Origin of the sequence: Larkinella sp., from assembly GCF_965227735.1 — a bacterium.
Classification (GTDB): domain Bacteria; phylum Bacteroidota; class Bacteroidia; order Cytophagales; family Spirosomataceae; genus Larkinella.
The window spans coordinates 5,068,736-5,092,116 of the sequence record NZ_OZ245776.1 but is presented as its reverse complement, the minus strand read 5'-3'; the positions used below and the strand labels follow the sequence as shown (position 1 = coordinate 5,092,116).

The 23,381-nt window shown below is 53.1% G+C and carries 15 protein-coding genes; 2 read left to right on the top strand and 13 right to left on the bottom strand.

The window, feature by feature from the left end; genetic code table 11:
• The first annotated feature begins 175 nt into the window (after positions 1 to 175).
• The gene (locus ACO064_RS19860) at positions 176 to 514 is read left to right on the top strand and encodes a hypothetical protein (RefSeq protein ID WP_421828964.1); all 339 of its coding nucleotides are present in this window, start codon (positions 176 to 178) and stop codon (positions 512 to 514) included.
• Here the strand turns inward: ACO064_RS19860 and ACO064_RS19855 are convergent.
• The 5 genes from ACO064_RS19855 to ACO064_RS19835 all read right to left on the bottom strand — a co-directional run bounded on the left by ACO064_RS19855 (position 511) and on the right by ACO064_RS19835 (position 6,113).
• Positions 511 to 1,692, bottom strand: a complete 1,182-nt coding sequence (locus ACO064_RS19855; RefSeq protein ID WP_421828963.1) for a sodium:proton exchanger — start codon at positions 1,690 to 1,692, stop codon at positions 511 to 513. The two genes, ACO064_RS19860 and ACO064_RS19855, sit on opposite strands and share 4 nt — an antisense overlap.
• A 79-nt stretch (positions 1,693 to 1,771) precedes the next feature.
• Entirely contained in the window at positions 1,772 to 3,238 is a 1,467-nt protein-coding gene (crtD, locus tag ACO064_RS19850; RefSeq protein WP_421828962.1) for a 1-hydroxycarotenoid 3,4-desaturase CrtD, read from the bottom strand.
• A 56-nt stretch (positions 3,239 to 3,294) separates the two neighbouring features.
• The gene (locus ACO064_RS19845) at positions 3,295 to 4,173 is read right to left on the bottom strand and encodes a PE-PGRS family protein (RefSeq protein WP_421828961.1); all 879 of its coding nucleotides are present in this window, start codon (positions 4,171 to 4,173) and stop codon (positions 3,295 to 3,297) included.
• Between the two features lie 934 nt (positions 4,174 to 5,107).
• The gene (locus ACO064_RS19840) at positions 5,108 to 5,773 is read right to left on the bottom strand and encodes a hypothetical protein (protein WP_421828960.1); all 666 of its coding nucleotides are present in this window, start codon (positions 5,771 to 5,773) and stop codon (positions 5,108 to 5,110) included.
• A gap of 1 nt (position 5,774) precedes the next feature.
• A complete protein-coding gene (locus ACO064_RS19835) occupies positions 5,775 to 6,113 on the bottom strand; it encodes a PadR family transcriptional regulator (RefSeq protein WP_114405403.1) in 339 nt (112 codons plus the stop codon).
• Positions 6,114 to 6,210: 97 nt separating this feature from the next.
• Here ACO064_RS19835 and ACO064_RS19830 point away from each other — a divergent pair, with 97 nt between their 5' ends.
• Positions 6,211 to 8,037 (top strand): ABC transporter ATP-binding protein, encoded by a 1,827-nt coding sequence (locus tag ACO064_RS19830; protein WP_421828959.1) that lies wholly within the window; start codon positions 6,211 to 6,213, stop codon positions 8,035 to 8,037.
• A 38-nt stretch (positions 8,038 to 8,075) separates the two neighbouring features.
• On the opposite strand, the gene ACO064_RS19825 is transcribed toward ACO064_RS19830, so the two are convergent.
• From ACO064_RS19825 to ACO064_RS19790, 8 genes are all read right to left on the bottom strand, one after another.
• Entirely contained in the window at positions 8,076 to 9,131 is a 1,056-nt protein-coding gene (locus ACO064_RS19825; RefSeq protein ID WP_421828958.1) for a zinc-binding metallopeptidase family protein, read from the bottom strand.
• A 277-nt stretch (positions 9,132 to 9,408) separates the two neighbouring features.
• Positions 9,409 to 10,470, bottom strand: a complete 1,062-nt coding sequence (gene xrtN, locus ACO064_RS19820) for an exosortase N (RefSeq protein WP_421828957.1) — start codon at positions 10,468 to 10,470, stop codon at positions 9,409 to 9,411.
• A complete protein-coding gene (locus ACO064_RS19815; RefSeq protein WP_421828956.1) occupies positions 10,457 to 13,087 on the bottom strand; it encodes an XrtN system VIT domain-containing protein in 2,631 nt (876 codons plus the stop codon). Before ACO064_RS19815 ends, xrtN begins: the two co-directional genes overlap by 14 nt.
• 432 nt (positions 13,088 to 13,519) lie before the next feature.
• Entirely contained in the window at positions 13,520 to 18,427 is a 4,908-nt protein-coding gene (locus tag ACO064_RS19810; RefSeq protein ID WP_421828955.1) for a putative Ig domain-containing protein, read from the bottom strand.
• 18 nt (positions 18,428 to 18,445) lie between these two features.
• On the bottom strand, positions 18,446 to 21,703 hold the full coding sequence (locus ACO064_RS19805) for a hypothetical protein (protein ID WP_421828954.1): 3,258 nt from the start codon (positions 21,701 to 21,703) through the stop codon (positions 18,446 to 18,448).
• Between the two features lie 47 nt (positions 21,704 to 21,750).
• Complete coding sequence (locus ACO064_RS19800; RefSeq protein WP_421828953.1) at positions 21,751 to 22,215, bottom strand: hypothetical protein; 465 nt, start codon at positions 22,213 to 22,215, stop codon at positions 21,751 to 21,753.
• Positions 22,216 to 22,252: 37 nt separating this feature from the next.
• Positions 22,253 to 22,723: a hypothetical protein gene (locus tag ACO064_RS19795; protein WP_421828952.1), complete on the bottom strand. Its 471-nt coding sequence runs from the start codon at positions 22,721 to 22,723 to the stop codon at positions 22,253 to 22,255.
• Positions 22,724 to 22,913: 190 nt separating this feature from the next.
• Positions 22,914 to 23,381, bottom strand: coding sequence for a hypothetical protein (locus tag ACO064_RS19790; protein WP_421828951.1), 468 nt, complete (start codon positions 23,379 to 23,381; stop codon positions 22,914 to 22,916).

Sequence of the window (23,381 nt, the reverse complement as noted above, 5' to 3'; positions counted from 1 at the left end):
ATGTTTTTTTCGGAGGTAAACAGATCGGAAATAGCCGGGGAATAAAGTTTGTCAAAAGGCTGAAAAAGAATGGTGAGCGGTTTTATTTTGTTACCTGAACGACTTACCTTGCCCATTAGCAGACAGCGAATGGGCCGTAAAGAAAACCTTTCTGCTTCCTTTTTAAAATCGCCTTATGATCATTGTTCGCGTACCGTTTTTGTGGGTCAGCGGAATGGCGTTATTCCCGTTTGTGTTGGTACGGACGAAACGCCCGGATGCGGTCTTGCTCCACCACGAACGCATACACCTTCGCCAGCAACTTGAACTCGGCATCCTCCCCTTTTATGTCTGGTATTTGCTGGAATACCTGATCCGGCGCTGGCAATACCGCGAGCATTATGACGCGTACCGCAACATCAGCTTCGAGCGCGAAGCGTTTGACAATGAGCACGATCTGACGTACTGGAAAACGCGAAAGTGGTACGGTTTTCTGGCCTATCGGACTGATAAACCGCCGGGTGGTGCCATTTAGTCCGCCGGTGTGTTGTCCCGGTAACTGATGACGCCCACCATCATCACCAATGCCGTCAACAACACCACGGCCATCAGAATACCGTCGCGGAATCCCACCAGTTTAAGGTTATCCGGAATGCTGAGGTATAGTAAAACCGTAATCAGCCCGCGTGGGGCGATAAAAACCACCGGATTGATGCTGCCCGGCAAGGACAACCGCAACACGCCCGCCCGAACGGAATAGAGAATCAGGAGGAGTAAAAAACTCACAATCAGCGCGTCAGGCTCGATCAGAGTGTAGAAATCGGAGGCATAGCCAAACAGCAGGAAAAAAAATGTCCGGACAATAAAAGCTCCTTCGGCCGTCAGGTTTTTGAACTGATCCAGTTCTTTTTCGAACAGCTCGTTTTTAAAGATCCGGTCGAGCCGACCCCGGATAAACAGTTCGGTATTGTTCAGGAATAACCCGAAAACCAGAATCAGCAAAAGCGGGGAAAGCTGGTAAATCCGGCTGACGGCGTAGACGAGAAACAGAACGGAAATAATCGGCAGGAATTTGATCCGGTGGCTGATTTTACTGATCAAATACAGCAGAAAAAAGCAGCAGATCAGGGAGATGATCACCATGATGAGGGTGTCTTTGGCAAACGACAAAATTGACAGAATACCACCGGAAGCGTTGTATACCAGAAAGTTAAAAATCATGACGCCCAGAATATCGGACAGCGACGATTCGTAGACGATAAATTCCCGGCTCGTTGGGTTCAGGTTGTTGCTGCCCGGAACGGCCACGGCACTGCTGATGACAGCAAACGGCGTGGCGGCAACCAGACACTTGAAAAACGACGCTTCCATCAGCACGTAAAACAGCGAAGCCATGAGCAGCGACGTGACCAGGATGGACGACAGCGACGCCCAGAACGCCCGGCGGATCATGCCCAGCTTCTCCCCCGTCAACTCCAGTTCCAGTGCGCCTTCCAATACGATTAGAATCAGCCCCAGCGTGCCCAAAGTCGGCAAAATGGTGTCGACATATGGCAGTTGAAACGCAAAATAATTCGTCACCTGCCGCATCAGCATGCCCGACGCCAGCAGCAAAATCACCGACGGCGTTTTGTAACGGCTGCTGAGCAAATCGAACACGTACGAAAGGAGAACCGATAAACTGAAAATGATAATCAGGTACGAGGTATCCATGCCGTCGAGTTTCAGTGCAAAGCTTGCAATATACGGCTTTCAGCCTTTCGGAGGATAGTCCGAGGAGTTACCAGACAACTTATAGCAGGTCCGTCGCAATTTTAGCCGACAGCAAACAGAGCGGAATACCGCCCCCCGGATGCACACTACCGCCGACAAAATACAGATTCCGAAACTGGTGCGAGAAGTTGGCGTGGCGCAGAAAAGCCGCAAATCGGTTGTTGGAACTGTTGCCGTACAACGCACCCTGGGAACTTGAGGTGCGGTTTTCGATCTGAATGGGGTCCAGAATGGCTTCGCAGGCAATCAGGGGCGCGATGTCGACGCCGAGGTTTTGACTCAATTTTTGAATGACATTCTGCCGGGTTTTGGCAATCAGAGCGTCCCAATCCTGCCCCGTATTATTCGGTGCATTGATCAGAATAAACCAGTTTTCGCAACCCGGTGGCGCATCGTCCGGTTTGTGTTTGGACGTGATGTTGAGGTAAACCGTGGGGTCGTCCGACAGTGTTTTCCGATTGAAAATGTGGTCGAACTCGGCGCGGTAATCAGAACTGAAAAAGATGTTATGCAAACCCAGTTCTGGAAATTCCCGCCTGATTCCCCAGTAAAAAATCAACCCGGAGCTGGACTTCGGCTGGCGTAATATTCGCTCCGGCTGCCGGGCGTTTGGCAACAGCCGCCGGAACGTGTTGACGACGTCCATGTTCGAAATGACGACATCGTAGGGTTTCGGTTTGCTTTCATTCTCCGTTCTGACGCCCACGATCCGTTCGCCCTCCGTCACCAACTCCGTCACCCGCGTGTTGAAATGAAACCGGACGCCCAGTTCTTCGGCCAGCCGGACCAGGTTGTTGGTGATGCCGATCATGCCTTCTTTCGGGAAAAAGGCCCCGATGTTGTATTCCAGGTGCGGAATGATGTTCATCGTGGCCGGCGTCTGATACGGGTCGGAGCCGTTATAGGTCGCGTAGCGGTTGAAAAGTTGCACCAGTTTCGGGTTCTGAAACCGCTGCTCGTTGGCGCGGTTCATGGTTTTGAACACCTCCAGCTTCGGCAAATTCAGGTAGCCATACAGCGCGTCGCGGTTGAACCAGGTCGCTAGTTTGTGCAGCGAGCGGTGCAGAAACAATTTTTCGGTGATGTGGTATTTGGCGGCACTGTCGGCCAGATGGGCCAGCAGGTGATCGGCGGGTTCGCCCAGTTGGCTTTCTACTTCGCGGGCAAAAGCGTCGCGATCAGCCCAGGCGGTCAGGTATGTGTGGTCGTCCCAGAAATACCGGCAGGTCTCGTTCAGCCGACGGTATTCAAAATAATCGTTGGGATTTCGGTCCGCCAGCCGGAACAAATCCTCGACCAACTGCGGCATGGTGAAGAGCGACGGCCCGGCATCGAACCGAAAACCGTCGAGCGAAAAACCGGACAATTTACCGCCGGGATAGGCATTGGCTTCGAATGCATCGACGCGGTAGCCTTTGACGGCCAGCCGAATCGCAGCAGCAATACCGGCAATACCGGCTCCAACGATGGCAGCGGTTTTAGACAAGACGATGAATTTTAAGCGTTTCGAACGGGGCGACTATCCTTCCCTGCTTCAACGTCTTACAACCGTTTGTAGTAGTTTAAGGTTACAGACGCCTGGTTTCCTTTTTCGGGCAGGGTGTAATAGCCGTTGCTGTTTTTATCGAAACAGATGGTTTCGCTCTGGATACCAAGCGGATCGGTCGCCAGGGTTTTAAAGCTGTTTTTTTGCATCGCATCCGCCAGAGACTGGCCGCTTTTGCGACGCCAGTGATAGGCGCCCAGATAGGAGATCAACGCGATTTCGTTGCCATCCGCCGACACGCTGCCGCCCGTAATCAGCGTCAGGGGCAGTTCGCCGTAATAGTCCGCCCGCATTTCAACGCTCGTGCTTTGGGGATATGGCAGCCGGTAGATGCGCACTTTTTCTTCGGCTTTGCTCACAATCCAGAGGTCGCGGGTTTGGGGGTCGAGCAGGATGGCTTCGGCATCGCGGGCACCGTCGGCATACCGAAAGCTGATTCGTTCGACGCCGTTAACGGATTCATTGGTGTTTTTCGGTTCCGGAAACCGATAGATGTAATTGAGGTCGTTTTGCTTGAGGTTATCGCCGATGTCGGCCAGATAAAGATACGAAACGCCGTCCTGCGGCCCCGGTCCGATGGCCAGGTCTTCCCAGTCACGGTTGGAGGCTCCCGGTATCGGGAACCGCTTTTCCAGCTTTCCATCGGTGGTCAACAAATTGATTTCGGCGGGATTGCCGCTGTCTTCCTGCACCCACAACCGACCGTCCATCGAACGACTGGCAACCATACCCGATGCTTCGTCGACCTGCCCCGGCTGAACGGCAAATTTCTCCGGACTGGTCGAAAACCGGTCGGAACTGGACGAGTTGGGCGAAATAATCCCGCAGGAGCAAAGAGTCAAAAGCAGGCTAACGGCCAGATAACGAAGGTACATGCGTTTTTTACAAGGTTGTATGCCACAAATAACGCGAAATCGGACGCATATAGTTGTAGAACCCCGAGAATTTTGAGTAAGCGTGTCGCCGGAATAATTAAAAATCAATCCAGAAGCGTTCATTTGCCTTTGATCAATCATTCCCAACCAATCCCGCAGGGATGATCCATTTTGTAGCAACCACGTCCGCAGAAAACCAAAAATCACATAGGTAAATGATTGGGCAGGTACAAAATGAATCATCCCTACGGGACTCATACTCTTATCCATCCCGTGCTTTCTACAAAATGAACCATCCCTACGGGACGGATGGCAAAACCGGATTCCCACTTGGAAAGCGAAAAAACAATCCCGTAGGGATGATTCATTTTGTAGAATAACCCCATCAAAACGAAAAAACAATCCCGTAGGGATGATTCATTTTGTAGAATAACCCCACCAAAACCGAAAAAACAATCCCGTAGGGATGATTCATTTTGTAGAATAACCCCATCAAAACGAAAAAACAATCCCGTAGGGATGATTCATTTTGTAGAACGACCCCGCCAGAAACGAAAAATAATCCCGTAGGGATGATCCATTTTGTAGAATAACCCCACCAAAAACGGAAAATAATCCCGTGGGGAGGATCCATTCTGTAGAACGACCCCGCCGAAGAAAACCCAAAAATTCCGGAGGGATGACGATCGGGCAGGGACAAAATGAACCATCCCTACGGGATTCATACCCCTATCAATGCCTGCGGTTTCTACAAAATGGACCATCCCTACGGGACGGATGGCAAAACCGGGTTCCCGGAGGGATGAATCATTTGGTAGCAGGGGTTTTAACCCGCCGAATCAAGGAAACATCGAAGGCGGCCAAATCCCGAAGGGATGAACGATCAAATGCCCAAATGCTTCATTCTTGCAAGTCAATTATGCTGGAGAGTACGTTAGTGAGCGGTTTTGTAACTAAAGTTTTCGCGGTAAAGTTGAATGAAGCTTAGCAAATAAATAATTACAATACATTCTACTATACTTAAAACGGCTGTATGGGTTTGAAAAAAATGAATCTTTAATGAGCCTTCACCCTGGAATGGAAGGCTAAGCGAAGATTGAAGAATATTCACAAAAAAAGCCACCCGTGCGTTCAAATGTGTCCAGGTAATCTTCCGGCTATCGCTACCTAATTTGCGGCTTTTCAGATAACAAACTCCCATGATACCAAATGGAATCAAGACTGTAATGTGGATACCAACAAAAATAGACCGTGTCGATATCGTAGGAGTTATTTTGTAAATTAAAAGTGCAATCAACAAGGTCGTCAAAACCGTTGGCCAGCGGAAATAACTCTTCAGAATTTCCAGATGCCGACTTGAAATCTGTTTACGAATATTCTTTTCATAATTCCGCTGAATGGCATTCAAACTGGGTCCGGCTCCCAGCTCTGCCCAGGCATTCGCGCTGGCATACTCGAAAACTTGCCCTACCTCCATTTTCTGCTCCGTCAGTGTCGCATAGTGATCCAGAAGCTCATTTTCGACCTCTTCGTACTCGATGTGGGCCAGCGTGCGGAGATCGTGGCGGAGAATAGTGAGTTGCTTTTCAGATAATGCCATATCAAATAGCCGGTTTTAATGTCAAAAGCCGTTGCAGGTTCTCCAGCATGATGCCCAGTTCCGAAATGCGGCTGACGGCTTCGGTGTGGCCGTCTTTCGTCAGTGAATAGTATTTTCGCGCGCGCCCTTCCACCACCTGCGTTTCGGTCGTCAGCAAGCCCTCGGCTTCGAGTTTGTGCAAAGCCGGGTAGAGTGCGCCCTCCGTAATCGCCATCTGACCCGCCGTCAACGCTTTCACCTTCTGCGTAATTTCATAACCGTACATGCGTTCCTGCTCTTCCAGTAGTTTCAGGATTATGACGGACAAACTGCCTTTAAGTAACTGCTGATTGCTGTTCATAGCGGCAAGTATACAAAAATTTTCGACATACCTACAAATCTTAGGTATCTTTTTTCAAACTGGGTAATCCCGGTTTCAGCCGCTATCTTTGCAGACAATGAAAACCTATTTTCGCTTACTTTCTTACGCCAGACCGCTGGGGCGTTTTCTGATGCCCTTTTTGCTAACCTCCATGTTAGCCAGCGTATTCGGTGTGCTGAACTTTACGCTGCTGATTCCGCTGCTGGATGTTCTTTTCGATAAAGTCGACCCGGCCAAGTTGCAGGCCCTGCTGAGCCAACCCGCTCCGAGGCTGTCGTTCGAAACCTCGCCGACTGACGTTTTCCAGTATTATTTCGCGCTTTTTTTCCGGCAATACGGCAAACTCGGGGCCTTGCAGTTCGTCTGCGGCATTGTGGTGACGACGGTCCTGCTCAATAATTTATTCAAGTATCTGTCGGTCCGGCAACTGGAGAGCTTCAAAGCCCGGATGGTGGCCCGGCTACGCGAGACGGTTTTTACCAAAGCCATTCAGTTGCACCTCGGTTTCTTCTCCAACGAACGCAAGGGCAACCTCATCGCCCGCACCATCACCGACGTTCAGGAAGTCGAAAACTCCATCGCCAACAGCCTTTCGGCGGCTTCCAAAGAGTTTTTTCTGCTCATCGCCTACATCATCGCCCTGTTCAACATTTCGGCCAATCTAACGTTTTTTGCGTTGCTGGTCATCCCGGTTTCGGGCGGTTTTATCGCCATGCTCGTCCGGCGGATGAAGCAGGATGCCCAGGCCGGGCAACAACGGCTGAGCGGTATTCTGAGTTTGCTCGATGAAACCTTCGGCGGGATGCGCGTCGTGAAAGGGTTCAACGCCGAGGGCTTCGTGACGGAGAAATTTCAAACCGAAAACGATGGCTACCGCCGGGCCGTCCGCTCGCTGGCCAACCGGCGCGAGCTGGCGTCGCCCTTCTCCGAATTCATGGGCATTCTGGTCGTCGCCATCATTCTGCTCTACGGCGGTTCGCTGATTCTGACCCAGCAGTCGGAATTGTCGGCTTCGGATTTTATCACGTTCATCCTGATTTTTTCGCAGGTAACGCGCCCGGCCAAGGAGATTTCCAACGCGTTCAGCGGTTCGCAACGCGGGATTGCGTCGGGCGAACGGGTGCTGGAACTCATTGATACCGTGCCGCTTATCCAGGACAAACCCAACGCGATGGCGCTGCCCGGTTTTCGGCAGAACATCGAAGTCCGGAACGTATCTTTTGCCTATCAGCCCGACCGGCCGGTTTTGAAAGAAATCAGTTTTACGCTCGAAAAAGGCAAAACCATCGCCCTCGTCGGGTCGTCGGGGGGCGGAAAATCGACCATCGCCGACCTCATTCCGCGTTTCTACGACCCCACCGAAGGCCGGATTCTGATCGACGGCGTGGACCTGCGCGATTGCACGATGCACTCCCTGCGCAACCTGATGGGCATTGTAACTCAGGAGAGCATTTTGTTCAATGACACCATTTTCAATAACATTGCGTTTGGCAGCGAGGCCACGGAAACCGACGTGATGCGGGCGGCCGAAATTGCCAATGCCCACGATTTCATCATGGCCCAACCTGATGGCTACCAAACGGTGATCGGCGACCGGGGTGGTCGGTTGTCGGGCGGACAGCGGCAGCGCATCAGCATTGCCCGGGCGGTGTTGAAAAATCCGCCGATTCTGATCTTGGATGAAGCAACCTCGGCGCTGGATACCGAATCGGAAAAACTGGTTCAGGAAGCCCTCACGCGCCTGATGGCCAACCGCACGACGCTGGTGATTGCCCACCGGCTCAGCACGATTCAGCACGCGGACGAGATTCTGGTGGTGCAAAACGGGGAAATTGTCGAACGCGGCACACACCAGGATTTGCTGGCACTGGAAGAAGGATTTTACCGGCGGCTCACGGTTTAGGGTTTCTGCCCCCAACCCCCTAAAGGCCGGGGGCAATCTTACTGGCGGGCCTGGTAACAAATCTGATGGATAAAACGCAGTTTTTCCAAAACACCCGGCGGAATGATAAACGGATAAAGATCCTGGTGGCCCATGCTGCGGTTGAGATTGTTCATGGCAAACGACAATGGCCCCCAAAGATCCATCAGCGTCTTGAAGTCTTCCGGGTCATAAGGATCGATTTTTTCTTTCTGCGCCATGTTCACCGAATCTATAACTGGCTGAAATTGAACGCTTAGCCCGAAAGCATAAGCCGTTTCGAGCGTATTCAGAATGTGCAGGTAATGCGCCCAGGTTTCGGCCCAGTCTTCCCAGGGATGAGAACTGGCGTAAGCGCTGATGTAGTTCAGGTTCCAGCCCGCCGGAGGCCCCTGCTGGTAATGGTTTCGCAAGGCATCTTTGTAGCTCTCCCGTTCGTCGCCAAACAGCTCCCGGAACTGGTCGATCCGGTCGGTGTTGCGGATCAGACGATCCCAGTAATAATGCCCGATTTCGTGTCGAAAATGACCCAAAACCGTGCGGTAGGGTTCGTCCATTTTCTGGCGGGTCATCTCCCGCTCGATGTCATCGGCTTCCACAATGTTGATGGTAATCAGGCCCCGCATGTGGCCGGTTCGGATGCGTTTCTGGGTGCCGTCGGCCAGAAAATCGAAGGAGAGCCCCCGTTCCGGATCAGCCGACCGGCCAATTATGGGAAGTTTCATGCGCCGGAGCGAATAAATCAGCCGGTGTTTGGCGGTTTCGATCACTTTCCAGCGTTGCAGATACTCTGGTTTACTCAGGTTGGGAATGGTTCGGTTCAGCGTGCAGGCTTCGCAATAGCGCGAATGCCCATCTTCTACCAACCAATTGCAAACACCGTATTGATGATTAGCACAGTACCGGTAAAGCGTTTGGCCCTGGTTATAAATCCGAAACGTATCGGTGCCTGCTGCCTCCAACGGCAACAGTTCCAGTTGCCCGGCGACAAAACCAAGCGGATATTCACACTGCGTACACCGGCTGTTCTCAAAATAAATCGGTTCTCCGCAGTGTGTGCATTTAAAAAGTTTCATACGCTAACAGACCCAGGAATCTCAAAACTCCTCATCTTCTAAACCCTAACCTACTCTAAATTACTTTCTCATTAACGTCTTTGCAATAAAATGGTTCGATAAACGTCCTTATTATTTGGTGTAATAATGCAAAAATTTAAAAATTCTGCTACAGCTTTTTATCTTAAAATCAGAAAGTTACTAATAATTATAACATAGAAACATTCAATTATATGCCTGTTATCCTGTTTTCGCACCATACTTCGCTGAATCAAATTCCACTCCTGATAAAGATCATTCAATACCACTCCCGGACGGTTTTCGCCAGGTCGTCGGGCCGGGCTACGGTGACATTTACCAATGCAAAAGCCGGTTCGCCCCGAAGCATCCGCCAGCGAAAATCAAACTGACCGATGGTTTGCTGAACGCCGTTTGTGAACCACCAGGCGGTATACAGCCGTTCGCGCCCCCGCTGCAACGACCCAACGTAAACCCGGTGGCCGTCGATCACTTTTTCCGCGACGGCCCCGAACGCATACCCGCTTCCTTTCCAGCACACCACCGGGCTGTGTTCAGCACTGTAGGCCGTCCGAACCGGTTTGATGTACACCAGTACCCCGGTTTTGCTGTATTGAGTAAAGCCATGATCGAGTTGGCGGGAAACATAACCCGATGGAACGGAAATCGCCACCGGTGCAACAGGCTGACCCCGCTGAATGACCCCAAAACCAGCCAGCCCCACGACGCCGTAAACCGCTGCCAACCGCACCCAGACCAGACTCGAATTTGTGGGCAACGGTTTTCCGACCCGCTCATAAAAACGCTGCAAGCCCCAGGTCAGCGGAACGAGCAGATACAGAGCCAGACACGCCAGACCGACCAGATCGTGCAACGGGTCTTCGGGCGCAATCCGGAAAACGACCAGGGTCAGAATCCGCAGCAGGTTGGTCAGAATCAGTAGCGAAACCGTTCCTCCCGCCACCAGAACCAGCCATCCGAACGAAAGCTGCGTGCGCGTGCGGTTTTCCAGGTGAATGACCAGAAATAAGCCCGCCAGCATCGACAAACCCGTCATTTGTAGCCCCATGCAGGCCGGATCGACGGCAAAATCGACGCCGTTCAGCCGGATCAGATTGCCGCTGACGGTGGCATCGGCACCCAGCGTCTGCAAAATCGCGACGACCCACGCACTCAGTTGCAGACGGATCGGAAAACCAAAAACCGTCGTCAGCCAGCGCAGACCGGGCGACGCCAGTGCCAGACCGCCCAGCACCGCCATCCACCGGCGACGGGCTGGCGTCAACAGTACATAAACCGCCAACGCCAGCCCGATGAGGAAAGTCAGATCAAAGACCCACATAACTGCCTTTTTGCCAGAGATAGAAAACCCACACCACGGCCAGGATTAGCAAAACCCATTCGTGCGGTTCGGGAACCGCGCCGGTATTTTTCAGGGTGGCATTGTCCAGCCCGGCTTTTGATTTTTTGATTCCAAACCGGTCGTAATCCTGCTGCGTTTCCAGCACAATCAGGCTCGAAACCGGGGAAACGATGTTGGCTTGCTGCGCTTCGGTAACGAGCGAGTCCGTCGCGTAATCCGGCTCGAAATACCGCGTCCCCAACTGGTTCAGCAGGTGGTTATAGGCATACAAACGGAACAAATGATCGGGTGCCTGAGCGGCTGACGGTTTTGCAGTTACCTCAGTTGTTCGGGCAATTCGGACACCCGACTGCGGCAACGAAACTGACTGATCAGACGTCATTTGCCGGATAAACTGCCTGTTTTTCACCAGCGTTTGTAGCTCCGAAACCGTACCGTAATCCGTTTGAAGAACACCCAGTTCGCTCAGCGTTTTCACCAGATCCGACGGTTTTGAGAGACAAAACGTTCGCAAGGCCGGGCGGTTTCTGGCCTGCGTCTTCAGCGTTTCGGCGTAGTGACTCCCGGCCAGATCGCTCAGTTGTGGCCCGATTTCAGCGCCTTTCGTCACCAGCAAGGCCGTAGACGGATTGGGAATTTGATGGATCGGAAAGACACTAAACCGCTGTCGCAGAAGCCGTTCGACCAGTTCGTCACGGTTGGCAGTGGTCAGTTGAATCAGGCCTTCGTCATACACCCAGACCGGGCGGTTTTCGGCGATTTTCAGGACTTCATCGAGGTCGGTTTCCGTCCAGTCCTGATTCAGATCCAGAAAAACGGCCTGCGGGTTGAATCGTTCGGTGATCGTCCGCGCGGATTGCAGGTGATACGTATGCCCATCGAACCGAAAACCGTCCGTTGCCAGCTTGGGCGCATCAAAGCGAAATTCCCAATACCGCTGGTAATCTGACTCGCTGATCCGTTGTTTTTCGACCGGTTTTTCAAAAAAGCCGGGTTCGAGAAAGTCCGGCCACGCCGGATGCTGCGGTTGCTGCGAAAACTCCAGTTTTACGGTTTCGGTCGCGCCCTGTTCATCAGGCCCTTCAAACCAGGCGTTTTCATACACCAGTTGGGGTGGCCCGGTCAGCCGGTTTTCCAGCCGCAGGGGCGAGGTGATGCCGATTTTAACCTGTCGCGCGTCGTGGGGCAGACAGGGAAAAACCCGTACGCTGATCCGGTTTCCCTCGCGCCAGTGAACCACCGACGGATCGCGCCGTTCCACGCCCACGATGGTCCGGTAGGCGGTGTCGGCTTTTGCTTTGGTGGTTAGAATGCCTTTTTCCTCCCGGCCGTTGATCCACAACGACAGCGAGGTGACGACCGAGCCTTCGGGCAAATGAAAGGTATAAACCGCTTCCTGCTGCATCGGGCCACCGTTGTGAACATGCAGGATTTTCTCGGTATACGCCAGCCGGTATTCCGGGTAGATCCGGGCCTGGGTCAGCACATTGGTCGTTCGCAGGTGGGTGCCCGACCAGAGCCGCTCTTCGGTTTGGTGCCGGGAAGTATACAACGTTCCGATGAGTTTCTGCACGTCCTGATTCCAGGCTTTGGCCGGTTTTCGGTACGCCGACGCGATCAACACCAGAGGGTCGTGCCGTCTCAGTTCGTCCTGCCGACCGAACACGCTGTTCATCCGGCTCCCCTGCTGGCTGTAGATCGACCCGGTTTTCAGATACCGCTCCGTAATCCAATCGTTCGGAAGGTGCTGCGCCAGCAACACCCAGGACGGCAGTTCGTCGTCTTTGCGGGCCGTAATGGCGTTCGAGGCATACCGAATTTGGGTATCGACTTGTGTCCATCGGTATAAAAACCAGGCGATAACGACGAGCGGCACGAAAAAACCGGCGATGATGGCCGGACGCCGGTGTTCGTGCTCGTTCCAGCTTCGTTGAAGAACCCGGCTCAACGCGATGGTGATGAATAAGGGGACGAGAATATGCCCGCCGATGCCCAGCAGGATGATTCCGAAAAGTCCTAGGTGGTAATACGGAGCGACATAAAGCGTCTGGTAAAGAAACAGGCACCAGACCACGGCCAGGCCAAACACCAACGCCTGCTGCCCCCGAACCGAAAGGCCATCCAGCCAGGCGGCCCCTATCATCAGAAAACCTGCAAAAACCACCATCACTTTCAGCCACGGAACCGATTCCTGAAAAACCGGTATGTCCCGGTTCAGCGCATAGGCACTAATCAGCCACAATACCAGCACAAGCAGACGGGCCGGGTGACCCTTGGGTGGCTGCGTATACACGCTCAACTCCTTCTTCATCAGCAGCCAGGCGGTATAGGCAATGGCAAGCCCGTAATGAAACACGAAAACCGTCATGTGGGCGGGTGATCCGTTTCGAGCCACATAATATTCGTACAATGCAAACAGGGTGGCCGAAACCGCCACAAACCCGAGTCCCCAGCGGAAGGTCGGCTGCCGGAAAACCAGCCACCACCAGGGCGTTTGATCGGTTAAAGGAGGAACCACTTCGGGTTGTTCCGTTGGCTGGAATGCGGGGGCGGTTTGGGCCGGTTCGCTCGTAACGGGCGTTATAGGTGTGTCCATTATTTTATTTTTAAAAGTACTTTGTAAATCAAAGTAAAAAGCGCAGGATTGTCAACTTTTGAGTGAAATTTAATTAAATTCACATCCTAAAAGACTCAAAAACAGACAGTTTGATCTGAAGTAAACAAAAATCACGGCACACACCGGCACCGTGACTTTTGTTTTAGGAATGAATGGATAGGCTACAAACACCCGCCCAGACTAAGGACCGGAATAATGTCATTCGGAAAACCGTTAAGAAGCTGTTTGAATTAAGGCCGGAGGCCTGCCCTGTCAATAGTCAATAGGATCCATCAGCTCGTGGTAGCTCCGGAGGAGCGGTCTAAAAACATCTTCAGGCCGCTCCTCCGGAGCTACCACGAGCTGATGGATCCTATTGACTACTAACAGACCGCCCTTCCAGGGCTCTCCCCGGTTAACTCAAACACCCGCCTAAAGTTTGACCACACAGACCCGATCCAAAGCAAATGAACCGGTTCCGTTGCCCTGAATCCGGATCGAATTGGTTCCCTGATTCAAATTCTTCGTCAAGGTATACGAAGAATACCCGTTCGCTCCTGCATTGCTGAGGGTGGTGACGCTGGCGGCCTGTTCATTGACCAGCACAGCCGCCTGGGCTCCTGTTGCCGTTGTATAATACCGAATCTGAATCTGATAGCTTCCGGCCAGCGGAACGGTATTGAGTGTAAACCGTCGGTTCGTGCTTGAGTTACTATAATTACCAATCCGCTGACCTCCCGACGCAGCCGCATCAGTCGTGACGGTGCCTGTTCCGGTCGTCAACGTTGCGTCTTCGGCTTCCATGCACACACTGTATGAACTGCTGGCTGAAATCATCACCGATACACTTACTCCCGCGGTACAGTTACCGACGGAAGCCGTTACCTGATACGTACCGGAATGGACTGAAGTTGCCACTGGAATGGTAGGGTTCTGAGCAGCAGACGTAAAACCGCCGGGGCCAGTCCAGCCATACGTAGCTCCCGCAGAAGCCGTTGCCGTCAGTGACAACGTCTGCCCTGTCACAACGGGACTGTTGCTTCCGGCATTCAACAGAACCGCTGGATTGACAGTAACCGTTGCGATTGCGGGTAAACTAACGCATCCACCACCAACCTGACAAGTCGCAGTGTAGGAAGTCGTAGCTGCGGGACTGATCACGAAAGAAGTTGTGGTTGCACCGGTATTCCAGACCACCGAACCCTCACAACCACTCGCGACCAGGGTAGCCGATTGGCCTGCACAAACCGTGGCGCTGGTCAGCGTTGGTGCCGACGGTGTGTTGCAACGCACCAGACAGACCTGATCCAGCGCAAAACTACCGGTGCCATTCCCCTGAATACGAATGCTGTTGTCACCCAGTTTGAATGTTCTCGCTGAAGTATGCGTTCGGAAACTCCCGGACCAGGTTGTACTACTCTGTGGTAACGTAATGGTGGCGATTCCTTCGTTAATCAATAAGGTGGCTTGCGGGGCGGCTTCCGGTGTCAGGTACCGGATTTGAAGCTGGTAAGAGCCCGCCAGCGGAAGGTTCGAAAAGGTAAACCGCCGGTTGGTGCTGCTGTTGCTGTAATTCCCGATAAACTTGCTCTGCGATGCCGCTGCGTCCGTTGTCATAGTTCCTGTGCCGGTGGTCAGGATAGCATCCTCTGCTTCAATGCATACGCTGAATGAGGTACTGCCAGAAACAACAACCGTTGCCATCGCGGTGGTTGAACAAACGCCGGTGGTGGCTGTCACGCTATAGTTTCCCCCGTGAATCGTACCGGCAACCGGAATGCTTACGGATGCGCCGGTAGCCGTAAAGCCGTTGGGACCACTCCATTGCAGAAGGGCTCCGGCTGGGGCTATCGCGGATAAATTCAGCGGTTGCCCCACCGTGACCGGGCTGTTGCTGGCCGTCGTGACCGTGAATGCAGCCTGTACCGTAACCACCACCGGACCAGAAGACGATCCGGCCACGCCACCTGCCGTGCAGGTTGCCGTATAGGTAGTGGTAACGGCCGGGCTAACCGGAATAGAAGTACCAGCGGCTCCCGTCGACCAGTTGATGGTGCCTCCGCAGTTCGTGGCCGTCAGAACCGTTGATTGGCCTGAACAAATGGTTGTATTGCCGGTAATGATGGGCGTTTGCGTCGTGTTAATGACCGTAATAACCCAACTCGTAGAGACAACACTGCCAGCCGCGTCCGTAGCCGTCACGGTCAGTGTCGTACTGCCGGAAACCGTTGGAATACCGCTGAGTTGACCGCCCAATGCCGAAAGACCGGCTGGCAATGTACCGGTGATCGTGATGGAGGCAATCGGGCCGTCGGGATCGTAGAAGGTTGTAGCCGGAACGGTGTAGTTCAGGGTTTCGCCAGCAGCTACCAACAAAACTTGCAGCGGTGTGTCCACCACCGGAGGCTGATTCGGAGCGTCACCGATGGTCAGTGTCCACTGCACTTCCGTGCTGGCACCCCGATTGTCCGTGGCCACCAAACGAATCGGATACTGACCCGGTTGTGTAGGAACGCCCTCCAGCCGTGGCCCCGAAGCGGCCAGTCCGGGGGGCAGGCTATCAGCGAGCACAACGACCGATACAATCGATCCATCGTCATCCCGGAATACGGTACCGGGAACGACGTAGCGATACGGTTCTTTCCAAAGTGCCGTTTGACTGGCCGGAGTCGTTACCACACTGGGGGGGTGATTAGCCACCAATACCAGGGTATCGATCGTTAGCGCTCCATCATTATCCAACGCCCGGATTCGGATCGGAAACCGGCCGGAGGATGCCAGCGTACCGGTCAATGTTAATCCATTCCCTTGCACACCGGCCGGAAAATTACCCGACTCCCAACCTAATTCGGTAACCTGTCCATCGGTGTCTGTCATAACATCCGTTGCTAACGAATAGGAGAACGGTTTTCCTACCGTCACCACCTGAACCAATGAATCCAGGCGCAGAAGAGGCCGGGCATTGACCCGGAGTTGAAAGGTCGTTGAGGTTGCCAGACCAGCGTTGTCTTCGGCTCGAACCGTAATGGTATACGTTCCGCTTTGGGTCGGCTGTCCGCTGAGTGTCGTGCCGCTGGCGATCAATCCGCTTGGCAATCCAGCGGCAACAATCCGAACCTGGACAATCGTCCCGTCCGGATCGGTAAAGGTGCCGGACGGAACGCTCCAGCTTACCGTTTCGCCCTGATTCACCCGTTGATCCGGCAGCGACGACGCCACGATAGGGGCTTCATTGGCCAGCGTATCGGTAGCATGGTAAACCAAGGTTTGGGATTGCCAGCCGGTGACCGAACCATCCCGAAAAATTGCCCGAATGGCATACCGATAGGTCGAATCCGCTTTTACCCGCTCGTCCCAGGTGGTGGTTTGGGGGGCTGAGATAAATTGCCAGGGAGCCAGAGCGGATGTTCCTTCGGCGCGATACAGTTCATATTTTACCACGGTTGGATCGGTATAACGCCAGTCCAGCCGAACAGCGTTCCGGCTCGCTTCGCCGGTTGCGTTCAAGACCGTCATCGGTGGGTGAACGGAGCTACGGACCGCCAGACTCACCAGCAGCGGTTCCAGTGGAAGGGATTGCAATTTCCCGGCATCTTCCGCTACGATATTGTAGGCGTAATCGCCCGGTGCGACCAGCGGTTCATCCCGATAGGTCGTATCGCCCGCCGTGAAAACACGGACGACCTGCCAGGTGGTGTCGGCACCCGTCAGGGCCTTTCGGTATAAGGTATGGCGGACCACATCGGTACTGGCGCTATTGGCCCAGCGAAGATCGACCCCGGCATCGGTTCGTTTGTAGCTTTTTATCCAGGGAGAAGCCGGTCGCAAGGTGTCGGGCCGGGCCAGCTTGAGCGGGAGTGACAAGGCCGACTGGTTGAATTGCTGATCGACGGCCTGCACATAATAAAGCAAGTCCCGGTTTAATTGATTCAGCGCGACGGTGTCGGCCCAGGTTGCCATCGGAACCGGTTCGCCGTTGCGGGAGGACGGCTCATCACCTTCCCGCTCGGAGCTAAAGATTTTATAACCGAGTAAATCAGACTCCGTATTGGGATCCCATTGGATCTGGACCCGGCCCGTCAGATCGATGGTACCCCGCAAACCGGTCGGAATGGCGGGGGGTAACGAATCGGCGGGTTGGACCAAAACCGGATACGACCGCAAGGTATCGCCATCCAGACTCATCGCAACCACCGTAATATATTGCGGACCATTGACCGCTATTTTTTGACCATACTGGCTGATGATTGTGCTGGTATCCGTCGGGGCTAGATTGACTTTCAGCCGCACAGGGGCACCATCGGCCGTCGGAGACGCTCCAATCCAAAAGTTCTGAATCAGGGTGTCGATGCGCAGCAATACCGTATCCGCCGGAAACTGCCAGTGGACTTCCAGGGTTCCCGCCGACGGAATGGTGGCCTGCGTGATTCGGGGACTGAACGAAACCGGCGACTTCGATTGCCCAAAGACCACGGGCGAATAGCCCCACTCATCGAAGATGGTTTTCCCGCGGAGCCGGTAATAGAAGACTTGTCGTTTTTTAGGCAAACTATCCTGGTAGCTGATGGTGTCCTGTTCCGCTCCGTCGCTCAACAGCGGCAAGGCATTGCGCCCCGCAAAGGTCTGGCCGTCGGTCGACCGTTCGACCCAGTAACTGTTAAAACCCCGTACGGTCGTATCCGCGGGCCATTGCAGTACAGCCTGTTGCGGGTCAAAACGTAGGATGGGTCTGGCAATCGGCAGCAAAGGCAAGGCATCCGACAGACCTATGATCACGTCACCCGGCGTAATTCCCGGCTGAGCCGCCACCCGAATCCGGTAGCGGTATTGCTCCCCCGTCTGGGCGGTTTGATCGGTAAAACCCAGCGCAGCCAGACGAGCAGCCGAATAGCTCTGATCGGCCGCGACCATCGCGAAGAAATAGCGTTGTTCGGAAGCGGTTGTGCTATCCTGCGTAATCTCCAGTTTGTTGGTCGTATCAGGTACAATTGTGGGATCAGGTGAATACAGGGATTCGTACAAAGCCTGGTGAGCGAGGCTATCGGGCAGCAGGTAGGGTTGCCACTGGGCCGTGACCGCCGGTTTCAGCGGTTGGGGTGTCAGGTTGACCGTCTCGGGTGTTGCCAGCAAAACGCCATTGCGTTTCAGCGTCGTCCGCTCGATGAGGTAACCCGACTGATTCCCCTGTTGCCAGACGGTTTCATCGCCCGGCACCCACCGCAGCAGAATTTGTCCGGCCGGTTTAGCCCGTGCTACCACATTAACTACCTGACTCTGAGCAGGGGTAAAAAAACAACCCAGCCCAAAGCTTAGGAGAAAACCAAATAGAATGCGTTTCATAGGATTACAATGGCGAACTTACTGGCGGCATTGACTGCCCATTTCCAGATTAAAGCGTACGGTTTGGTTAAATTTCCGGCCCAGTTTCAACCCCAGTGCCAGTCGCCCGTCCAGCCAGGCCGGATTCGGCAAGCCCGCTTCCAGCAGGGCTGCTGCCGAAACGGTGATCAAGGGACGTTTTCCGAAAATGTAAACCCCGGCTTCGCCCTGCAGAAAGGCATAGATTTGTCCCCGGCCATACCAGTTGTGGCTGCCGATGGTGGTTCGCCCCCCGCAGAACGGCGCAGTGAACTCTTTCAACAGCATATCAAATCCGGCTCGGGCGGTGAGATTCAGATACGGTATCCACAAGCGAATGCGCCAATCCAGCGATAGACTGGCTCCAAAGACAAACCCTTTCCCCAGCACCGCATCCGCTTCCACACTGGCCGGTCGGTCGGTTTGGAGGGCTGGGTCATACCGGAGCTTCTGAAGCACTTCCGCCGGTGGAGGGGGCATCCTCGGAATCCGGTGCCCGATCATCAGGTAGCCATCGATCCGGATTTGCGGCCCCAGGTGCATCAGAAGTCCAATTCGCCGGCTTTTATCCGGATGACCCAGGTGGCAATACCATTCTTTTTCATCAAAGTGCATGACCATCCAGCCCGCCCGGTTGTTCGCACCCATTCCGCGCAATACCCCGGCTGCATTGACAAAGACCTCCGCATCGCCGTGGAAGGTATGGTGCTCGAAATCCATCAGCAAAGCGACCCGGCCCTGAACACTGCCCAGAGCGTTCCCCTCGGTGACGCCAAATTCCTGTTTGGCTTTCTTTTCCAGCATTTCCTGGGTAAATACATCGCCAGTTAATCCCTTTCCGGTATTGAGCACCATCGTTTTCAGTTTGTTGACGCCCGGAATACTGGCGGATATGGTTCCGGTGAAGACCCCTTCTCCAAAGAGCCCAACCGAGTTAAGCCCCCAATTTGGGTTGAAGATCATCTCCACGCCAGCCTGGCCGGTAAAGGCTTTTTTGGCCGCCACCAGGCCCATCACGGCTTTAAAACCCAGTTGAACACTTTCGGTCGGTTCGTAACTGAGTGCGCCACCCAATGCCCCCAGTACCCGTGGACGCATGTGGTGATACGCTCCGGCATACATGGCGTTCATTTCCAGCGGCCCCGCCAACGGGATGGCGGGGCTGAATGTTGCGCCCCCCATTGCATACCAATACCGGTAGTCGTCTTTGGCTCCAAACAGGGCTTCGGCGGTGAATTTCGTTTTGCTGGAGCTTCCATCCTGAGCGAGTTTGCCCACGCCCAGGCTAACCGATCCCCGAAATCCCTTACCATACACCGCATCGTTCTCGAAAATACTGACGCAACCCGCCAGGGTAAGGTTGCTGACCGTTCCGTTGATACAGAAATCTGACAGGGTGATTCCGTTGTTGTTCCATTCGTGGATGCCGTTATTTTCCACAAATTTGCCATAAGCCATCACACCCGCCGTGGCACCAAAGGATTCCTTCATCAGGTTGACCCGAACTTGCAAATAGAGCGTGGCGTCTCCGCTGTCGGCCGGTGCAGCCGCCACCCGCAATTCACTGACGGTGATCGAAAAACCGGCCATTTTTTGCTCATTTTGATAACCCAAAGCACCGACTGTCAGCCGGGGTGCATCGGTTTGCAGCACCAGATTCTCGAACGTGATCCCCTTGAACTGGAGCGTTGCAGCGCCCTCTGTGGTGGCTTCGGAGCCATTCTTCATGGCATAAATCCCCAGGCGACCGTGGAGGGTCGCCTGGGGTTTAAAAGTGCCGTTGACGACTTTCAATTCAATCCGTGATGACGGCTGAAGGGTCGCCGTGGCCCGCCAGAGTGGGAATTTGAGGGATTCGACCGCAAAAACTTCAAGCCTATAGTTGGCATTCTTCGTAATTTCACCCCGGTAGCCTACGGGTGTGGTGGGTGCAATGGGCAAGGTCAGTTGTCCTTGAAAAGCCCCGCCAACGAGTTTATGTTTTTCAAACGCCAGTTCAAACCGATCCAGCGTCATGGCCCAGCCCGAAGCCGACAGCGGCTCACCATTCAGGGGGTTATTGACGGCGACCCGGGCGGTTAAACCTTGCCGATCATACAGCAGATTGGTCGCTTCGATGGAAATACGCTCCGAGCCACCGCTCCGGGTTTTAAACTCAGGCGGTAAGATGATCCGAAACTGCTGGATATAAACCCCCTTCCAGGTGCTGGAATTTGAGCCATCCGGCAAGCTATTTTGCGGATCGTTGAAATAATCGGGCGGGAAGAAAACCGCATTGTCGTTTCGTTTTTCACTGAGATCCAGGACGGCCTGCGTCAACTGGAAGCCGAATTGTTCGTAGCCCGTCACGGCAAAGGGCGTAATGTCGACCTTCGTGATCAGGTCGCTGAAATCCGGCGCACTGACCTGGAAAGTGCCCATCACCTGCCCGGAACCGATAACCCCGCCGGTAACCGGTTCAATCGGCACGAGCATGCTGCGGGGAAACAGGACATCACCGGCGACGCCCAAACCGACCAAACCGCCACAATTAAACGTTGCATACGTCAAGTCCTCCGTAGCTCCCGTGAAACGGTTCAATCCACCGCGCAGCCGTAAGGTCATATTGCCCATCGGGACAATGTAATCACCCAGCAGCACCAGCTTAAAATCACCCGTCAATCCACCGTCGCGGGTAAAATGCACCTGATCGGCTCCGAAAAACAATTCGCGCTCATTGACACCCGAATACGGATCGGGCATCGAAGCTTTGATGCGGGCAAAAACCGTCAGTTCCGCGTGTTGGGGGAAAAACGTTACTTTCAGAATACCCAGTTCAACGGTGCGGTTACCGATCTGTTTTTTAAGACCGACCGGTAATACCGTTAAATCCTGCATTTTCAACTCCTCCACGTAGCCATTGCGGCTGTCTAAATAGCGAAACAGCGAAGCCGCCGAATCGCGCTCTGCCGAGGTGGCGGCTGCCAATTTCGGTTCCATCAAGGCATTCTGGTCCGATAAAACCCGGATACCCGTTTTTTCCGGCGAGTGGGTCAGTGCCCGCTGTAACGCATGTTCCAGCCCAGCCGCTGTCGTAACGGCCGGTGCCCCATTTCCTACCGGAAGACGAGGTACCGAAGCCTTCGTAGGTTGAGCAGGGTCAGTCCCCGTCCGCTCAGAACTGGTATTGGCCTGAGCGGTCAGAACACTCAGGAGCGCTCCCAACAGCAAAAGAAGCCCAGGAACGGCCCTGTAAGCAGCCGATACACATTTTTTCATACGAAAGAAGAATAAAAAACAGACTGGTCAGTTCGTCGTCCCAACGGTTATTGCTTTGTGGCCGTAATCTGGTGGGTGTAGGTACCGGTTTCGTCCACCTGTTTCAGCGTGAAGGTTAGGGCTTTGCCCGATAAGGTGCCGTTCCCCTCGAAAGTCATCGTTCCGAAGTCATCTTTCATCGTTTGCTTCGACAGGGTGAGTGTATTGCCGCTCACGGTAGCGGGCCAGTAGTCGAAAGCTCCCAGATCGGTATCGACCTGCATCTGGACTTCATTGGACTTGCTACCAGCTTTGATAAGAACCTTCATGGGGTCAAACTCAAAATCGACGGTGGAAGACGAACCGGCCAACTGGCCTTTGGAAACCATCTTACCATTATACGTTCCGACAAAAGTTGCGGTGTTGGTCTGGGGCTCATCGCTGTCGTTTTTACAAGCCGAAAAACTGAGCAGAATCAAAACCGGTACAATTGTTTTCAGGCAGAAGAGGAAAAATGGTGCAGACGTTTTCATGTGCATTTGATTGGTGTATGGATTGAATAAAATTGACTTATTTTCGGGTTGCTGTAATCTCGTGCGTGTATTGTCCCTGGCCATCGTCCTCCCGGAGCGTAACCGTGAGTTGCTGTCCGATGAGGGTGCCTGTTCCTTCGAAAACTACCTCATCTCCCGGGCCATACGTAAGTTTCTGGCTTTGTGTCGTGAATTTGGTGCCGTCGATGGTTGCCGTCAGCGGATCATTGTAATCGCCGAAAGGGCCGATAATTTTCCACCTGACTTCATTTTCTTTGCTTCCGGACGTCATTTCAACGGTGATGGCCATAGTCTGGACAATGGCAGACCCCTGATTCGTCAAGCCGCCCGTCGTAACCATCTTCCCGGCGTATTTGCCAATGCTGGAAGTGGTGATGGGTTCGGGATCGTCGCTGTTCTTGTTGCATCCGGCAAGTCCAATGATCAACAGAATGAACAGAACCGGTAGAAATTGAAAGCGTAAAGTGATGGACTTTGTATAATTCATTGCTTGAGCAAACACATTAAATGAGTTAAAATTTTCTTTTTTTCTTCCTGGTTACTTGTGATTATGAGTTGATATAACGCCTTTAAAACACATCCAGATAAAACCGTTCACCAAAATCTTCGTAGCGAATATCGGATTTTTGCTTGTTTAATAATCAGTTGATATTCTACGTCATCTAAAGACGATCTTCTCAATCAAATCGATCAACAAAAATATCTCCTCCTTTGTAAAGCCAATAAATATCTCCAGATTCTTTTAATTTCCGGGTTAAATCCGGAGAAAATATCATCTTACTGTCTGAATCTTGTAAGATCATATCAGGATACCTTTCAAAGAATTCATTTAAAAAATCATATTGTAAATAATCACACTCAACTCCTCGGATTATACCGATCAAAATTCGATAAACATTATCTTTGTAGGTAATCTTAGGCGCCTGCCAAAAACCAGTCTCTATTTTAAATTTAAGCGAGAAGTATTCAGTCTGTACTTCTCCATATTGTATTGGTAAACGGGGTTCATCACGAAGAATTTGCCATCCATCTGTTCCACTCGGCTCTACTATCCTTGCATTAATTTTATCCGCAATCAACTCTAGCATATGCGCTAATTTTGATGGAGGGACAAACTCTTTTGAGAAAATGTACGCTGCTTTCAT